The 16,854-nt window shown below is 70.6% G+C and carries 11 protein-coding genes and 1 other RNA gene; 4 read left to right on the forward strand and 8 right to left on the reverse strand.

Annotated features, from left to right (window positions below; genetic code table 11):
- The coding region (locus B4E30_RS09440) for an aspartate kinase (protein WP_286794991.1) at positions 1-1,232 on the reverse strand (1,232 nt) is incomplete at its 3' end.
- A gap of 246 nt (positions 1,233-1,478) precedes the next feature.
- On the opposite strand from B4E30_RS09440, the gene B4E30_RS09445 reads away from it, so the two are divergent.
- Positions 1,479-2,876, forward strand: a complete 1,398-nt coding sequence (locus B4E30_RS09445) for a threonine/serine ThrE exporter family protein (protein ID WP_194384780.1) — start codon at positions 1,479-1,481, stop codon at positions 2,874-2,876.
- Positions 2,877-2,911: 35 nt separating this feature from the next.
- On the opposite strand, the gene recR is transcribed toward B4E30_RS09445, so the two are convergent.
- The 7 genes from recR to ffs form a co-directional block, all read right to left on the reverse strand.
- Positions 2,912-3,508 (reverse strand): recombination mediator RecR, encoded by a 597-nt coding sequence (gene recR / locus B4E30_RS09450; protein WP_071044406.1) that lies wholly within the window; start codon positions 3,506-3,508, stop codon positions 2,912-2,914.
- Positions 3,508-5,688, reverse strand: a complete 2,181-nt coding sequence (locus B4E30_RS09455; protein WP_286794994.1) for a DNA polymerase III subunit gamma and tau — start codon at positions 5,686-5,688, stop codon at positions 3,508-3,510. The genes recR and B4E30_RS09455 overlap by 1 nt, the downstream gene beginning before the upstream one ends.
- A gap of 9 nt (positions 5,689-5,697) precedes the next feature.
- Entirely contained in the window at positions 5,698-8,397 is a 2,700-nt protein-coding gene (locus B4E30_RS09460) for a glycoside hydrolase family 65 protein (protein ID WP_286794996.1), read from the reverse strand.
- A complete protein-coding gene (locus B4E30_RS09465; RefSeq protein WP_286719814.1) occupies positions 8,394-9,137 on the reverse strand; it encodes an HAD family hydrolase in 744 nt (247 codons plus the stop codon). The genes B4E30_RS09460 and B4E30_RS09465 overlap by 4 nt, the downstream gene beginning before the upstream one ends.
- A gap of 93 nt (positions 9,138-9,230) precedes the next feature.
- Entirely contained in the window at positions 9,231-10,457 is a 1,227-nt protein-coding gene (locus B4E30_RS09470) for an acetate/propionate family kinase (RefSeq protein ID WP_286719811.1), read from the reverse strand.
- Between the two features lies 1 nt (position 10,458).
- Complete coding sequence (pta, locus tag B4E30_RS09475; protein ID WP_286794998.1) at positions 10,459-12,600, reverse strand: phosphate acetyltransferase; 2,142 nt, start codon at positions 12,598-12,600, stop codon at positions 10,459-10,461.
- 97 nt (positions 12,601-12,697) lie between these two features.
- Positions 12,698-12,794, reverse strand: an RNA gene (gene ffs, locus B4E30_RS09480) — signal recognition particle sRNA small type.
- A 123-nt stretch (positions 12,795-12,917) separates the two neighbouring features.
- Here ffs and B4E30_RS09485 point away from each other — a divergent pair.
- The 3 genes from B4E30_RS09485 to B4E30_RS09495 all read left to right on the forward strand — a co-directional run.
- Entirely contained in the window at positions 12,918-13,934 is a 1,017-nt protein-coding gene (locus B4E30_RS09485; protein WP_414683202.1) for an AAA family ATPase, read from the forward strand.
- Between the two features lie 7 nt (positions 13,935-13,941).
- The gene (locus B4E30_RS09490) at positions 13,942-15,189 is read left to right on the forward strand and encodes a DUF58 domain-containing protein (protein ID WP_194384774.1); all 1,248 of its coding nucleotides are present in this window, start codon (positions 13,942-13,944) and stop codon (positions 15,187-15,189) included.
- Positions 15,173-16,854, forward strand: a 1,682-nt coding sequence (locus tag B4E30_RS09495; RefSeq protein WP_286795002.1) for a DUF3488 and transglutaminase-like domain-containing protein, incomplete at its 3' end; no start/stop codon positions are given. The genes B4E30_RS09490 and B4E30_RS09495, both read left to right, overlap by 17 nt.

A 16,854-nucleotide genomic window follows, 5' to 3' on the forward strand; every position in this document is an offset into this window, starting at 1 on the left:
GCGGTGTGGACGACGCGTGCCGCATCCGCGAGATCGTCCCCGCGCAGCACGACCGAGATGCGGATCTCGGAGGTCGAGATCATCTCGATGTTGATGCCCGCGGTGCTCAGTGCCTCGAAGAGGGTCGCCGAGACGCCCGAGTGCGTGCGCATCCCGGCGCCGACGACCGAGAGCTTTCCGATCTGATCGTCGTGCACCAGGCTCGCGAAGCCGATGTCGTCCTGCTCTCCGGCGAGGGCCTTGATCGCCGTGGCGGCGTCGGGCTTGGGAAGGGTGAAGGAGATGTCGGTGCGACCGGTCGATGCGGCGGAGACGTTCTGCACGATCATGTCGACGTTCGCACCGGACTTCGCGACGATCTTGAAGATCTCCGCCGCCTTGCCGGGCACATCGGGCACGCCGATGACGGTGATCTTGGCTTGACCGAGGTCGGTGGCGACTCCGGCGACGATCGGCTCTTCCATGGTCTCTCCCTCTTCGCCGTCGGGAACGGTCATCCCCGGACCCAGAACGTAGGTTCCCACGCCCGAGCTGAACGTGGAGCGGGCGTGGATGAGCACGCCGTGACGACGCGCGTACTCGACCGCGCGGATGTACAGCACCTTCGCGCCGTTGGCGGCGAGCTCCAGCATCTCCTCGGCGCCGACGACGGACAGCTTCCTGGCCTTGGGCACCACGCGAGGGTCGGCGGTGAAGATCCCGTCGACGTCGCTGTAGATCTCGCACATGTCGGCGTCGAGGGCCGCCGCCAGGGCCACCGCGGTCGTGTCCGAGCCACCGCGCCCGAGGGTCGTGATGTCGCGGGTGTCGCGGTTGAAACCCTGGAACCCGGCGACGATAACGATCGCCCCGTCATCGAGCGCCTCGCGCAGGCGGATGGGGGTGACGTCGACGATCCGCGCCGAGCCGTGGTCGGCCGTGGTGATCATGCCGGCCTGGCTGCCGGTGAAGGAGCGCGCCTCGAAGCCCATCGAGTGGATGGCCATCGCCAGCAGCGCCATCGAGATGCGCTCACCGCTGGAGAGCAGCATGTCCATCTCGCGCGGCGCCGGGATGGGCGCCACCTGCCCGGCGAGGTCGATGAGCTCGTCGGTGGTGTCACCCATGGCGCTCACGGCGACGACGACGTCGTCACCGGCACGACGGGCATCCACGATGCGCTTGGCGACTCGCTTGATGCTCTCCGCGTCGGCGACGGACGAACCGCCGTACTTCTGGACGATCAGCGCCACGTTGGATCTCCCGGGTTGCGCGGGCACGAAGAATGGGTCGGACGAAGGCACGCCCGACCCACCATCTTACGGACGGGCCCATGCACTCTTCGCCATGTGACGGACGCACCGGTCGGCCGCCCGGCGCACACTGTTCGGGCACAGCATCCGAGATCTAGGATCGAGTCGGCCAACGCGGCCGATTCATCGACGCGGCCGATTCATCGACGCACCACACACCTCGCACCACCCGGAGGATGCACCCGCATGCCCCCTCGCCGCCGACGCCTGCTGCCGAGCCTTCGCGACCTCGTCAACAGCGACGTCCCCACCGACACCCTCACCGAAGCGCTCCCGGTGATCGACGACGCGCTCGCCGCTCAGATCGTCGAGCTCGCGATCCGCATGGGCGAGACGATGCTCGTCGCCGGCGCCCCGGCGAGCGAGGTGACGCTGACCATCGTGCGCGTCACCGGCACCTACGGGCTGGATCAGGTGCACGTCGACGTCACCTACAACTCGATCACCGCGACCTACCACCGCCCGGGAGCCGCGAGGCCGATCACCTCGATGCGCGTCGTCCGCGGGGCGGCACCCGACTACGAGCGGCTGCAGCGCGTGCAGGCCCTCGTGGCCGACATCCGGGCGGGGCTGGATCCGCAGACCGCCGCCGAGCGCTACCGACGCATCCGGCGCACCGCCTTCCGATACCGCCCGCCGGCCGTCGTCGTCGCCCAGGGCATGCTGGCCGTCGGCGTGGCGGTCATGTTCGGTGCGCCGTGGATCGTCATCGTGCTGGCCTTCGTCGCCGCGATCCTCGCCGCGTTGACGCAGTACGCTCTCGCCAAGGCCCGTGTGCCGTACTTCTTCAGCCAGATCGCGGGCGCCTTCGTCCTCACCCTGACGGCAGCCTTCAGCCCGTTGCTCGCCATGACGCCGCTCCCCGGCGCACAGGAGATCCGCCCGTCGGTGATCGTCGCCTCCGGCATCGTGCTCATGCTCGCGGGACTCACGGTCGTCGGGGCCGCCCAAGACGCCATCGACGGCTTCGCACTCACGGCGATGGGCCGCATCCTCGAACTCATCACTCACACGCTCGGCGTGGTGCTGGGCATCTTGGCCGCTCTCGAGGTCGCGCGCGTGGTCGGTCAGGCGATGGAACCACCGAGCGAGGCGCTTCCCCTGGGACCTGTGCCCCTGCAGTTCCTCGGAGCCGCGCTGGTGGCCGTGGCCGTCGCCGTCTACAACGGCGCCGGGCGACGCATCATCGTCGTGAGCACGGGGCTGAGTCTCGTCGCCTGGCTGGGCTACCTGGCCGCCGACGCCGTCGGGTTGGAGACGGCCGCTGCGAGCGGGTTCGGCGCCTTCGTCGGCAGCTTCGTCGGCGTCGTCGTGGCCTTCCGCCTGCACGTGCCCTCGATCGCGATCACCACGGCCGCGATCCTTCCGATGGTGCCCGGTGCCGCGGTGTTCCGGGGCCTCCTCAGCATCGTCGAGGCCGGCGACGAGGGCGCCCTCATGATCGTGGGCTTCGAGAACCTCGTGGGCGCCGCGGTGGTCGGCATCAGCCTGGCGGTCGGCGCCTCGCTCGGCATCTACGTCGGCCAACCGGTGCGCGCCTCGCTCGGCTCGGTGTCTCGGACTCGGGTGCGCCTTCGCCGCTGACCCGGGCGACGGCTGAACGCCGACGGTCAGCTCGCTCAGCCGATGGCGCGCCGGCCTTCGAACGCGCGCCCGAGCGTCACCTCGTCGGCATACTCCAGGTCGCCCCCGACGGGGAGGCCCGAGGCCAGGCGCGTGACGGAGATCTGCAGGGTCTGGAGCAGACGGCTGAGGTAGGTCGCGGTGGCCTCCCCCTCGAGGTTCGGGTTGGTCGCGATGATCACCTCCTGCACGGTGCCGTCGGCGAGACGCTGCATGAGCTGTGTGATCCGCAGGTCATCCGGCCCGATGCCCGCGATCGGGCTGATGGCGCCTCCGAGCACGTGGTAGAGGCCGCGGAATTCGCGCGTGCGCTCGATCGCCGCGACGTCTTTGGCATCCTCGACGACGCAGATGACGCTGAGGGTGCGCCGCGGGTCGCGACAGATGCCGCACCGCTCCTGCTCGGACACGTTCCCGCAGATCTCGCAGAAGCGCACCTTGTCGCGCACCTCCGACAGCAGCTGCGCGAGGTGGGAGACGTCGAAACCGGGCGTCTGCAGGATGTGGAACGCGATGCGCTGTGCCGACTTCGGCCCGATGCCGGGGAGGCGTCCGAACTCGTCGATCAGGTCTTGGACGATGCCGTCGTACATCAGGCGAACCTCGTCGGTGCGTCGTAGGGCTCCTCGCGGACGAAGGTCGCGCCGAGCACCTGCCGCACGACGGCCTCACCGTAGCGCTGCCCACCGCCGACGCGCGCTCGCGCGGTCGTCTCCGGGCCCGACGGCGTCAGACGCGGAACGACGATCGGCGGGGCGGGGGCATCGTCGGGTCGCACGTCGGTGTCGAGCTCGTCTTCATCGCCATCGTCGTCGGCGACCGGCGCCACGTCCTCGCGGGGAAGCACGTCGCCCTCCCTCGCGGGCGCGAGGACCTCGGTCCGTGTGGCCGCACGCGCGTCCTCGGGGTCGTCGTCGACGGCGAGCTGGCCGAGAGGCGCGCCCGGCGACGGCGCGTGCGAGAAGGGCGCGTCGGTGGGCCGGGGCTCGTCGCGCGGGATGGGGGCGACGGCCCAGTCGGTCACCGCGCTCGCCGCTGCCCGGGCCGGCGCGGGTCCGCGCGAGCGCGGCGGTGCCGTGTCGGCGGGGTCGGGAGGCGGCGGTGCGGAATCGCCGGCCTCCGGGGGCCCGGACGGTTCGGGAGCCGACCCGCCGCCGGGGCCGGAACCACCGTCGTCGAGGTTCGCGAGGTACTTCACCCGCACGCCGAGCACGGCGACGATGGCCTGCCGCAGGTCTTCGCTGGGTCCGGCACCCGCGGTGCGCTGCTTGAACCGACGGATGTCGGCGGCGCTCGTGAACGCCAGCGTCAGCACGTCATCGGTGAGATCGGCGACGCGGGCGCCGAGCACGACGAGCCACGATGAGCGGCTGATCGACTCGAGACGGCCGAGGACCGCATCCCAGTGGGCTCGCACGACCTCGGTCGTGATGGGGCCCGACGGCGGCTCGGGCGCAGGTTCGCGCTCCGGAGCCGGCGGCGCAGATGGCGCCGACGCGACCGGCTGCGACGAGGACGGCGACGGCGAGGAGGAGACGCCGGGCGAGGGGGAGACGGCGGGCGCTGGCGCGGGCGCCGGCACTACCGGGCCCTCCGCGATCGCGACGGGAGCGGCAGCGCCGGTCGCATCAGCGCCGTTCACCACAGCGCCGGCCGCAGCGTCTGCGGCGGTGAGAACCCGCGCCACCATCAGCTCGAGCTGGAGACGGGGAGAGGTGGCCCCCGTCATCTCGTCGAGAGCGGCGATGACGACGTCGGCGGTGCGGGAGAGGCGGGCGGCACCGAACGCGTCGGCCTGGCGCGTGTAGTTCTGCAGCTCTTCGCCCGACAGGCCGCGCAGCACGGCCGATGCGCCGTCGCCGGTCGCGGCGATGATGATGAGGTCGCGCAGCCGTTCGAGGAGATCGTCGACGAATCGACGCGGATCCTGACCGGTCTGCACGACGCGGTCGACGGCCCCGAAGGCGGCCGCCGCGTCGCGGGCGCCGAGCGCGTGGACCACCTCGTCGAGGAGCTCGCCGTGCGTATAGCCGAGGAGGGCGACAGCGCGGTCGTACCGCACCGCGATGCGCTCGTGCGTCACATCGGACCCGGCGATGAGCTGGTCGAGCAAGGACAGCGTGTCGCGGGGAGACCCGCCGCCGGCACGGACGACGAGTGGCAGAACACCGGGCTCGACATCGACGTTCTCGCTCGCGCACAGCTCTTCGACGTAGGAGAGCATCGCTGCCGGCGGCACCAGCCGGAACGGGTAGTGGTGCGTGCGCGAACGGATGGTGCCGATGACCTTCTCGGGCTCGGTCGTCGCGAAGATGAACTTCACGTGGTCAGGGGGCTCCTCGACGAGCTTCAGCAGCGCGTTGAATCCCTGCGGCGTCACCATGTGCGCCTCGTCGAGGATGAAGATCTTGAAGCGGTCGCGCGCCGGCGCGAAGATCGCGCGCTCGCGCAGGTCGCGCGCATCGTCGACACCGTTGTGGGAGGCGGCGTCGATCTCGACCACGTCGAGGGAACCCCCTCCCCCGCGGCCGAGCTCGACACAGCTCTCGCACGTGCCGCACGGGGTGTCGGTGGGGCCCTCGGTGCAGTTCAGGCACCGGGCGAGGATGCGCGCCGACGTCGTCTTGCCGCATCCGCGCGGGCCGGAGAAGAGGTAGGCGTGACCGACGCGATCACCGCGGAGCGCGGTCATCAGCGGCTCGGTGACCTGCGACTGCCCGATCATCTCCCCGAATGCCTCGGGGCGGTAGCGGCGGTAGAGGGCGGTGGTCACCCCGACAGCCTACGGCGTCGCTCCGACATCGTGACGGCGCCCGCCACGGCCCGCCACGCGAACGTCGGAGAATCCCGCCGATGTCGGAAGATTCGGCCCAGATCCTCCGACGTCGGGTCGAATCTCCGACATCGGAGGCCGGGCGGGCGGATGGGGAGAGCGGCCAAGGCAGGGATGGGCTGCCTGCCAGGCGTCGACGCCGTGCTCCGAGGACACCTGCTCCTCGTCGCCGATGACCGGGACGCTCGTCGTCATCGCCGGAACCGAGGCGGAGATCAGCGTGCCGTCCTCGCGACGCGCGTCGAGGAAGCTCTGGAACGACGGGCGGCCCGAGATGAGCGGACCCTGATCCGGCAGCGGCACGACGACCTCGCCCCCGCCCTCGATGACGTAGGACGCGCCCCGCACCGTGAACGCCACGGGGCTCCCCTCCCCCGCGTCGACGCGCATCTCGTGATGACGCACGGTGATGTCCAGGCGCGTGCCCTGCCAGTGCAGCGTGTAGGCGAGCTCCGGCCAGTCGGCGGGCAGACGCGGGTCGAACGACAGCTCGCCGAAGTGGTCGCGCATGCCTCCGAAGCCGGAGACGAGCGCGGTCCACACCCCGCCCGCCGAAGCGACGTGCACACCGTCGGCGGCGTTGTGGTGCAGATCGGCGAGATCCACGAACAACGACTGGACGAAGTACTCCAGCGCCAGCTCCTGATAGCCGACCTCGGCGGCCAGGATCGACTGCACGACGGCCGACAGCGTGGAATCGCCCGTGGTCAGCGGGTCGTAGTACTCGAAGTCCGCGAGCTTGTCCTCGGGCGAGAAATGATTGCCCTGCAGGAAGAGCGCGAGCACGACGTCGGCCTGCTTGAGCACCTGGTAGCGATAGATCACCAGCGGGTGGAAGTGCAGCAGCAGCGGCCGCTGCTCGCGGGGCGTGTGCTCGAGGTCCCACACCTCGCGGTCGAGGAACACCTCGTCCTGCGGGTGGATGCCCAGCGCCTCGCTGTAGGGGATGTGCATGGCCTCGGCCGCGCGATCCCAGATCTCCGCCTCGGCCGGGTCGAGCCGCAGCCGCTCGACCATCAGGCGGTAGGCGTCGGGGGCGTTCTCGGCCATCTCCTCGACCGTGCGCGCTGCGAAGCGCAGGTTGAACCGCGCCATGACGTTGGTGAAGAGGTTGTTGTTGACGACGGTCGTGTACTCGTCGGGCCCGGTCACGCCATGGATGTGGAACGAGTCCTCGCCGTGGCCGTTGCTCGAGCGCCAGAATCCGAGTGTCGTCCACAGCCGTGCCGTCTCGACGGCGATGTCGACGCCCTCGCGGTAGAGGAAGTCCTCGTCGCCGGTGGCGCGCACGTACTTCGCGACGGCGAAGGCGACGTCGGCGTTGATGTGGTACTGCGCGGTGCCGGCGGCATAGTAGGCCGACGCCTCCTCGCCGTTGATCGTGCGCCACGGGAACAGCGCACCGGCCTCGTTGAGCTGGCGCGCGCGCCGGCGAGCGGCGGGGAGCATGAGGTATCGCATCCGCAGCGCGTTCCGCGCCCACAGCGGGGTGGTGTATGCCAGGAACGGCATGATGTACACCTCGGTGTCCCAGAAGTAGTGACCGCTGTAGCCGGAGCCGGTCATCCCCTTCGCGGGAACGCCCATCCCGTCGGCGCGAGCCGCTGCTTGCGCCAGTTGGAACAGGCACCAGCGCACGGCCTGCTGGATGTCGTCCTGACCGCCGATGCGCACGTCGGAGCGGTCCCAGAAGTCTGTGAGCCATGCGCGCTGACCGTCGATGAGCTCGTCGTACCCGCGTCCGATCACGCGGTCGATCACCCGACGACCGCGGTCGACGAGTTCGCGAGCCGGCACGCCGCGGGAGGTGTGATAGCTGACGAACTTCGTCACCGTGGTCGGCACGCCGGCCCGAGCGTCCACACGGAAGACGTTCTTGGCGATGTCGGGCTCGATGAGGCGGCGGGCGTCGTACTCGTTGTCGGTCTCGACGACGTGATCGGCGACGACGGCGATCGTCATCCCGGATTCGGAGACGCGGAACGACAGCGCCGAGCGGTTGTGGTCCTGCCAGTACTCCTGCGGCTGGAGCACCCGGTCCTGGATGCGCTCGGCCTTGCGCGGATCCCATCCCGACTTCTTGGTGGCGTTCGGCGTTCCGCCGTAGACGTCCTCGCCATCCTGCCGGTTCAGCAGCTGGCACGAGATCGTGACCGGCGCGTCGGAGTTGAGCACCGTGACCGTGCGGCGCATCGCCGCGAGATGCTTCTCGCCGAACGACACCATCCGCTCGTCTTCGATGAGCACCTCCTTGCCGGAGGGCGTGACCCAGAGGATGCGCTGGCGCAGAACGCCCTCGCGCATGTCGAGTACCCGCTCGTACTCGCGCACGTCGGCCAGGTCGAGCGAGAGGGGCTCGTCGTCGACGTAGACGCGCATGACCTTCGCGTCGGGGGCGTTGACGATGGTCTGGCCGACCTCGGCGAATCCGTATGCGCGTTCGGCGTGGTGGATCGGGAAGGTCTCGTGGAAGCCGTTGATGAACGTGCCGTCCTCGTGCGCGTGCCGCCCCTCGGGCAGGTTGCCGCGCAGTCCGAGGTAGCCGTTGCCGACGGCGAACAGCGTCTCGGTGACCCCGATGTCGGACATGTCGAAACGGGTCTCGATGAGATGCCACGGATCGGCCGGGAAACGATCGCGATCGATCATGCGGATACCTCCGGCACGAACTCGGCGAGGTCCGAGACGACGACATCGGCGCCGGCGGCGAGCAGCGCATCCTCGCCCGCACCTCGGTCCACACCCACGACGAGACCGAAACCGCCCGCGGCGGCCGACTGCACCCCGCTGATGGCGTCTTCGACGGCGACGCTGCGCGCGGGGTCGACCTGCATCATTCTCGCCGCCGTCACGAACACGTCGGGGGCGGGCTTGGAGGCCAGGTGGTCTCGCTCCGCGATCACGCCGTCCATGACGACCGGGAAGCGGTCGCGGATCCCTGCCGCGGTGAGCACCTCCTCGGCGTTTTTCGAGCTCGACACGACACTGACCGGCATGTCGACGGCGGCGAGCGCGTCGAGAAGCTGGACCGATCCGGGGTAGGGGGCGATGCCGTCGGCGCGCAGCACCCGGGCGAAGACGTCGTTCTTGCGGTTTCCGATGCCGCACACGGTGTCGGCCGATGTCGGGTCGGACGGGTCACCCCACGGCACCTCCACGTCACGGCTGCGCAGGAGCGCAGCGACACCGTCGTAGCGCTTCTTGCCGTCGAGGTGGTCGAAGTAGTCGCGTTCGGTGTACGGCGGCTCGATCCCCCACTGGGCGAAGAGCTCCTCGAACATGGTGCGCCACGCGTGCATGTGCACCTCGGCGGTCGGGGTGAGCACGCCGTCGAGGTCGAACAGCACGGCGTCGTAGGTCGTCAGGTCGGGCAGGGCGGGGGAAGACACGGGACCTCCTCGCGGGGGCGGACGGGGTGGGCACACCTTCGCGCCTGTGGCCAGCTTAGGGGGATCGGGGGCACGCCCGAGACAGCCTCGCGCTCAGCCGCGGGCGACCTCGAGACTCTGGCGCGCGATCTCGAGTTCCTCGTCCGTCGGCACGACGAGCACGGTCACTGCGGAGTCGTCGGCGGAGATGGTGCGGATGCCGCGCGCGGGCGCCGCATTGCGCTCCGGATCGATGCGCACGCCCGCGAATCCGAGGGTCGCGAGAGCCTGTTCGCGCACGGCCGGCGCATTCTCGCCGACACCGGCTGTGAAGACGATGACGTCGACGCCGCCGAGCTGGGCGAGGTAGGCGCCGGCGTAGGCGCGCAGGCGGTGGATGTAGACCTCGAACGCGCGCGTCGCGGTCTCGTCCCCCCGATCGACGCCGGCCTGGATGTCGCGCATGTCCGAGGCGCCGGCGAGACCGAGCAGGCCACTGCGTTTGTTCAGCAGGGTGTCGAGATCATCCGTCGACAGTCCCGCGCGTCGTGACAGGTGCAGGAGCACGGCCGGATCCAGGTCACCCGAGCGGGTGCCCATCACGAGCCCTTCCAGCGGCGTCAGTCCCATCGAGGTGTCGATCGAGCGACCACCGTCGATCGCGGCGACCGAGGCGCCGTTTCCGAGGTGGAAGACGATCTGACGCAGCTGCTCCAGGGGCCGCTCGAGGAAGTCGGCCGCCGCTTCGCTCACGAACTTGTGCGATGTGCCGTGGAACCCGTACCGGCGCACGCGGTGCGCGGCGGCGAGCTCCGCGTCGATCGCGTACGTGTACGCGGCCGCGGGAAGGGTCTGGTGGAACGCGGTGTCGAACACGGCGACGTGCGGCACGTCGGGGAAGGCCTTCTTCGCCGCGGTGATCCCCTGGAGATTCGCCGGGTTGTGCAGCGGAGCCAGCACCGACAGCTCGTCGATGTTGATCTCGACCAGCGGCGTGATGAGGGTGGGTTCGAAGAACCGCGCGCCGCCGTGCACGACGCGATGGCCGACGGCGATCGGCGGCTCGTCGTCGAGCGACGGCCCGTGCTCGGCGAAGGCCCGGATCATCAGGTCGAAGCCTGCGGTGTGGTCGGGGATGCGCTCGGTGAGAGTGGAGGTGGCCTTGCGCACCGCGGGCGCCGGGCCCTCCTCGGCGAAGAAGAAGACGGTGTGCGTGGCAGAACCCGACTCCTCGCCGATGCGCTCGACGAGTCCCGCCGCGAGCACGTTCTCGGCCGCCATGTCGATCAGCTGGTACTTGAACGACGACGAGCCGCTGTTGATGACGAGGACGGGTGTCATCTCACTCCCCCTGCGCCTGAATGGCCGTGATCGCGATGGTGTTGACGATGTCCTGCACGAGGGCACCGCGCGAGAGGTCGTTGATCGGCTTGTTCAGTCCCTGCAGCACCGGGCCGATCGCGACGGCGCCGGCCGAGCGCTGCACCGCCTTGTAGGTGTTGTTGCCGGTGTTGAGGTCGGGGAAGACGAAGACCGTGGCCCGGCCGGCGACCTCCGACCCCGGGAGCTTGGCGGCTCCCACGGCCGCATCGGCGGCGGCGTCGTATTGGATCGGTCCCTCCACGAGCAGTTCCGGGGCGCGCTCGCGCACGAGGGCGGTGGCGGCCCGCACCTTGTCGACGTCTGCTCCTGTTCCGGATTCGCCGGTGGAGTAGGACAGCATCGCGACCTTCGGCTCGATGCCGAACTGCGCCGCCGTCGCCGCCGAGGACACGGCGATGTCGGCGAGCTGCTCGCTCGTCGGATCGGGGATGACCGCGCAGTCGCCGTACACGAGCACGCGATCGGCGAGCGCCATGAGGAACACGCTCGAGACCACGGACACGCCGGGCTTGGTCTTGATGATCTCGAAAGCGGGGCGGATCGTGTGAGCGGTCGTGTGCGCTGCTCCGGAGACCATGCCGTCTGCGAGGCCGGCATGGACCATCATCGTGCCGAAGTACGACACGTCGGTGACGGTGTCGGCGGCTCGTTCGAAGGTCATGCCCTTGTGCGCGCGCAGCCGCGTGTACTCGTCGGCGAACTTGTGCACGTGCACGGCATCGAACGGCGAGAGCACCTCCGCCGCCTGGATGTCGATGCCGAGCTCGAGGGCGCGGGCACGCACCTCGAACGGCTCGCCCAGGATGACGAGATCGGCGATGCCGCGCTTGAGCACCGTCGCCGCGGCGCGCAGCACGCGGTCGTCGTCGCCCTCGGGCAGCACGATCCGCTTGCGCGCGGCGCGCGCCCGCTCGATGAGCTGGAACTCGAACATGAGCGGGGTCACCACGGTCGCCCGGGCGACGCCGAAGGCGCGCAGCAGCTCGGTGGTGTCGACGTGGTTCTCGAACAGCGACAGTGCGGTGTCGTACCGACGCTGCGAGTCGGCGGCGAGGCGCCCGCGCGTGGACATGATGCGCACGGCCGCTTCGTACGTACCGAGATCGGAGGTGATGATCGGGACCTTCGAGCCGAGGCCGTCGAGCAGACGTCGCACGGGTTCGGCGAGGTCGAACCCGCCGTTGAGCACGATGCCGGCGATGGAGGGGAAGGTGCCCGAGGCGTTCGCGAGGAGCGTCGCCAGGAGCACTTCGGCGCGGTCCGCGGGGATCACCACGACGGCGCCCTCGAACAGACGCGGCAGGACGTTGACGATCGACATGGCCGCGACGACGACGCCGAGGGCGGGCCGCGTGAGCAGGTCGGGGTCGCCGGCCAGCAGCTCGCCGTCGACGGATCGCATGATGCCGCGGATCGAGGGGGCGACGAGGAAGCGGTCCTCCGGGATCGCCCACACCGGGACCGCGGCCTGATCTGCGCGCGGGTGCGACGCGATGGAGGCCGCCACGGATGCGCGTACGGCCTCAGCGGTCTCGGCGACGAGGTCCTCCCCCGCGCGGTTGGCCACGACGGCGAAGACCTCGGCGCGTTCGTGGAGCAGCTCTGTGACGGCGAGCGCGGCGATCTGCCCCATCTCGTCGGGCGTGCGCGGCACCGTCGAGCCGAGCTGCTCGGGCTGCCCCTGCGCGGCGCGTCCTCCGAGCACGAGCAGGACCGGGGCGCCGAGGTTCGCGGCGATGCGCGCGTTGTAGGCGAGCTCCGCCGGGCTGCCGACGTCGGTGTAGTCGCTCCCGACGATCACGACCGCGTCGCACTGCGCCTCGACCGCCTTGTAGCGCTCCACGATCGTTGACAGCGCCGCGTCGGGGTCTCGGCGCACGTCGTCGTAGGTGGTCCCGATGCAGTCGTCGTAGGCGAGATCCACGCCGTCGTGCGCGAGCAGCATCTCGAGCACGTAGTCGCGCTCCTGGGTCGACCGTGCGATCGCGCGGAAGACCCCCACCCGCGGGGTCGCATGCCCCAGGGTCTCGAGGACTCCGAGGGCGACGGTGGATTTGCCGGAGTGCCCCTCGGCGGATGTGATGTAGATGCTCTGCGCCACGCTCCCAGCCTAGAGCCGGGCATCGCGGGGGTCATCGGAGTTCGCTGGATGTTCCACCGAGCAGACAGGCCGAGCGCGCCGGAGATCCCCACCGGAAAAGAAAGACTCTCCGCGAACCCGGCAGAGCCTGGTTACCCTTGCTACGTTTCCGTCCTGGGGGAGTTGGCCTGGATGCCGCCTCGCGGAGAGCTGACCCCAGTCTAACGGTTCTCGTGCGCGCGTCGAGTCGGCGCCGGACCGGCCCCGAGCCCGATGCGCATTGTTACGATCGAGCCGTGGGCGAGGATGCTCGCGCACCGCGGGCGAGGGGAGTCCCAGTGACAGACACGACCACCATCGGAACCGCGTCCGGCGCGAGCGCGATCGATTCCGCCGAGAGCTTCACCGACGCGACCCGCGCGATCATCGGCTCCGTGGAGCGGGTGATCGACGGCAAGCCGGCCGCCGTCCGTTCCGCGCTCGTGTGCCTGCTGGCCGAGGGGCACCTGCTCATCGAAGACGTTCCCGGCGTCGGGAAGACCATGCTCGCCCGCGCCCTCGCGGCGTCGGTCGACGCCAGCGTGCGGCGCATCCAGTTCACCCCCGACCTTCTTCCCGGAGACGTCACCGGGGTCAGCGTCTTCAATCCGGTCGCACGCGAGTTCGAGTTCAAGGCCGGCGCGATCTTCGCCAACATCGTCATCGCCGACGAGATCAACCGCTCCTCCCCCAAGACCCAATCGGCGCTGCTCGAGGCGATGGAGGAGCACCAGGTCACCGTCGACGGCCGGTCCCACGAACTCGAGGAGCCCTTCCTCGTCGTCGCGACGCAGAACCCGCTGGAGATGGAAGGCACGTACGCGCTTCCCGAAGCCCAGCGCGACCGGTTCATGATGCGCATCTCGATGGGCTATCCCGACCCCGCGTCGGAGGCGCTGATGCTGCGGCAGCGCGAGACGGTGAACCCGTTGCGCGGAATCACGCCTGTCGTCAGTGCGGCCCAGGTCGAAGCCCTCATCTCCTGGGCCCGGCGCGTGCATGTCGCTCCGGCGATCGAGGAGTACGCCGTCGCTCTGGCCTCCGCCACCCGCACCCATCCCGACCTGCGGCTCGGGGCGAGCCCGCGCGCCACGCTGCAGCTCGTGCGCGCCGCGAAGGTGTGGGCGGCGCTCGACGGTCGCGGCTTCGTGATCCCCGACGACCTCACCGCACTCCTCGCCCCCGTCTTCGTGCACCGTCTGATTCCGACGCGGGCCGCCGGGGGCGCGCGGGCGCGGTCCGGCGCCGACGCGGTGGCCCACATCCTCGAGACCATCGCCGGGTCGGTGCGGGTGCCTCTGGCGACACGCGGATGAGGTGACCGTGCGACGTCTCTGGCCCTTCACCGTCCGCGGTACCGGCGCGCTGATCCTCTCCGTCGGATGCCTCATCGCCGCGAACGAACTCGGCCTGGTGGAGCTGCTCTACTTCGGCGTGCTGCTGATCGCCGTTCTGGTCGCCGCGGTGCTGTCGCTGTTCCTCACCCGCCGCACCGGGGCGGTCGAGCGCACCATGATCCCCGAATCGGTCGGCGTCGGCGACACCGCCGTCGTCACCGCGCGGGTGACGGTGCGCACGGCGGTCCCGACCCCTCCCGGCACCTGGGAGGACACCCTCCCGCGCGGACTCGGAGGCACAGCCACCGGCTCCTTCCCCGCACTCGCCTCCGGGCTGCGCGGATCGCAGCGCGCCGTCGAGCGGTCGTACACGGTCACCGGCCTCACCCGAGGCATCCACGACCTCGGCCCCTTCGCCCTCACGACGACGGACCCGTTCGGCCTCGCCCGCCGCCGCACCGTGCGCGGCGAGCGCACCGCGGTGACCGTGACGCCGGCCGTCGTCGAGCTGCCCGGCATCCCCGACGCCGGCGGCGCATCCGGCGGGAGCCGACTCACGGTCGACCTGCACCTCGGTCAGGGCGCCGACAACCTCGTCGCCCGGCCGTACCAGTCCGGCGACTCGATGCGGCGCATCCACTGGCGCGCCACCGCGCACCGGGACGAGCTCATGGTGCGGCAGGAGGAGCAGGAGTCCACGCCCGAGGCGACCGTCGTGCTCGATCTCGGGGTGCTCCGGTGGTCACCCGAGGCGATGACCGCGCCCGGGTCGGATCCGGCCTTCGAAGCCGCGGTGTCGGCGTGCGTCTCGGTCGTGTCCCGCCTCGTCCATGACGGCTACGGCGTCGACGTCATCGACAGCGACGGAGCCACCCTCACCGACCGCCTCGACAGCGGAGACGTGATCGAGGTGGAGGCGATGACCGCCCGCTTCGCCAGCCTCCTGGCGCGCCCCGACGACCACCTGGCGCGCCTCTCCCCCGTCTTCACCGGCGGGATGACGGGCCCCGTCGTGCTGATCGTGGGTCGGATCGATCCCGCCGACGTGAGCGCCATCGCTCCGATCGCCCACCACAGCACCCTTCCCATGCTCTTGGCGGTGACCCCCCGAGGCGACGTCCTCCTTCGCGCCGAGGAGGCGGGCTGGCTTGCCGCCGCGATCCCCGAGGACGCGGACCTCGCCGCGGCGTGGTCGGCCGTCGGCGAGAGGCTGGTGGGTGACCGTGTCGGCTGAGTCCACCGTCGCCGGTCGCGACCGGCTGAGGATCGCGCTGATGCTGCCGCTGGGCATCGCCGCAGCGATCGTCGCCGCGCTCCTCCCCCTCGCGCGCGTTGTGCTTCCGGCGCAGTGGATGCCCGGAACGCTCACCCTCGTCCTCCTCGTGCTGGCGGCCGGTTTCCTGGCGCGCCGAGGGGGCCTGGCCGCGCTCGCGGTGACGCTCATCGAGACCGGCGTCTGGGCGGCCTTCATGATGCTCGTCTTCCTCCGCGACACCGCGCTGCTGTGGATCATCCCCACCGCCGGTACGGCCGACGAGCTCGTGCAGCTCCTCGCGACCGCGGCGGAGGAGATCACGTACGGCGCAGCCCCGCTCCGCGCCGGCCCCGCCCTGGCGTTCCTCATCGTCGCCTCGGTCGGACTCCTGACGGTGATCGTCGACCACGTGGTCGTGACCGCCCGTATGCCGCTGCTGGCCGGCATCGCCCTCATCGCGGTCTCGCTCATCCCGTCGATCGTCGTGCCCGACGACCTCGATGTCGTCGCCTTCGTGCTGCTGGCCGCCTCCATCCTCTTCCTGATGCGCGTCGACACGCTCTCCCGCCAGGCGCCCGCGGCCCGTGCGGCCACCCGCGGAGCGGGCATCCCCGCCACCGCGGTCGGGATCGGCGCCGTCGCGGTCGTCGTCACGCTCGTCGTCGCCCCGGCCCTTCCGCAGCCGGTCGCCCGGAGCCTCCCCGGCGGCGTGAACGTCGGCAGCGGCATCGATGCGACGCTGCAGCTCGGCGACGACCTGCGCAGGCCCCGCGAGGTCGAGGTGCTCCGCGTGCGCAGCAGCGCTCCGCTGCCGCCGTACCTGCGCGCGACGACGCTGTCGACCTTCGACGGCGCCGTCTGGCTTCCCGACGAGGACGAGACGGCCGTGCTCGACGACGAGACCGCCATGGAGCCGGTCTCGGTCCCCCCCGACGTGCGCGTGGAGGAGTACACCACCGACGTGTCGATCCAGAGCCTCTCCTCGACGTGGCTGCCGATGCCGTTCCCGGCCGTTGGTGTGAGCGGGCTCGAGGGCGACTGGTCGACCGTGCCCTACAACCGCACCGTCGTCAGCGACGGGGCGCGCACGCAGGACCAGGACTACGAGGTCGTCACGCAGGTGCCGCGGCCGACGCGGGAGCAGATCCGCGCCGACGAGGCCTCCCCCGACGGGCTCAGCCCGGAGCTGACCCAGCTGCCGGACGATCTGCCCGCCATCGTCGAAGACCTCGCGATCGAAGTGACAGAGGGGACCACGAACGACTACGACGCGCTCATCGCGCTGCAGAGCTGGTTCCGCGGACCGGAGTTCCGCTACTCGCTCGATGCGCCGGTCGAGGATGGTTTCGACGGCACGGGCGCGCAGGCGATCGCGCAGTTCCTCGAGCAGAAGGAGGGGTACTGCGTGCATTACGCCGGCGCCTTCGCCCTCATGGCCCGCGCCCTCGACATGCCCAGCCGCATCGTGGTCGGCTATCTTCCCGGCTCCTCGACGACCGACGCGATCGAGCGCGAGACGGTCTACTCGGTCTCGTCGTCGCAGCTCCACGCCTGGCCGGAGGTCCACTTCGACGGGCTCGGGTGGGTCTCCTTCGAGCCCACCAACAGCCTCGGCACGCCGACCAGCTTCTCCGCGGCACTGTC

Source organism: Microbacterium sp. UBA3394, from assembly GCF_002358725.1.
GTDB lineage: Bacteria > Actinomycetota > Actinomycetes > Actinomycetales > Microbacteriaceae > Microbacterium > Microbacterium luteum.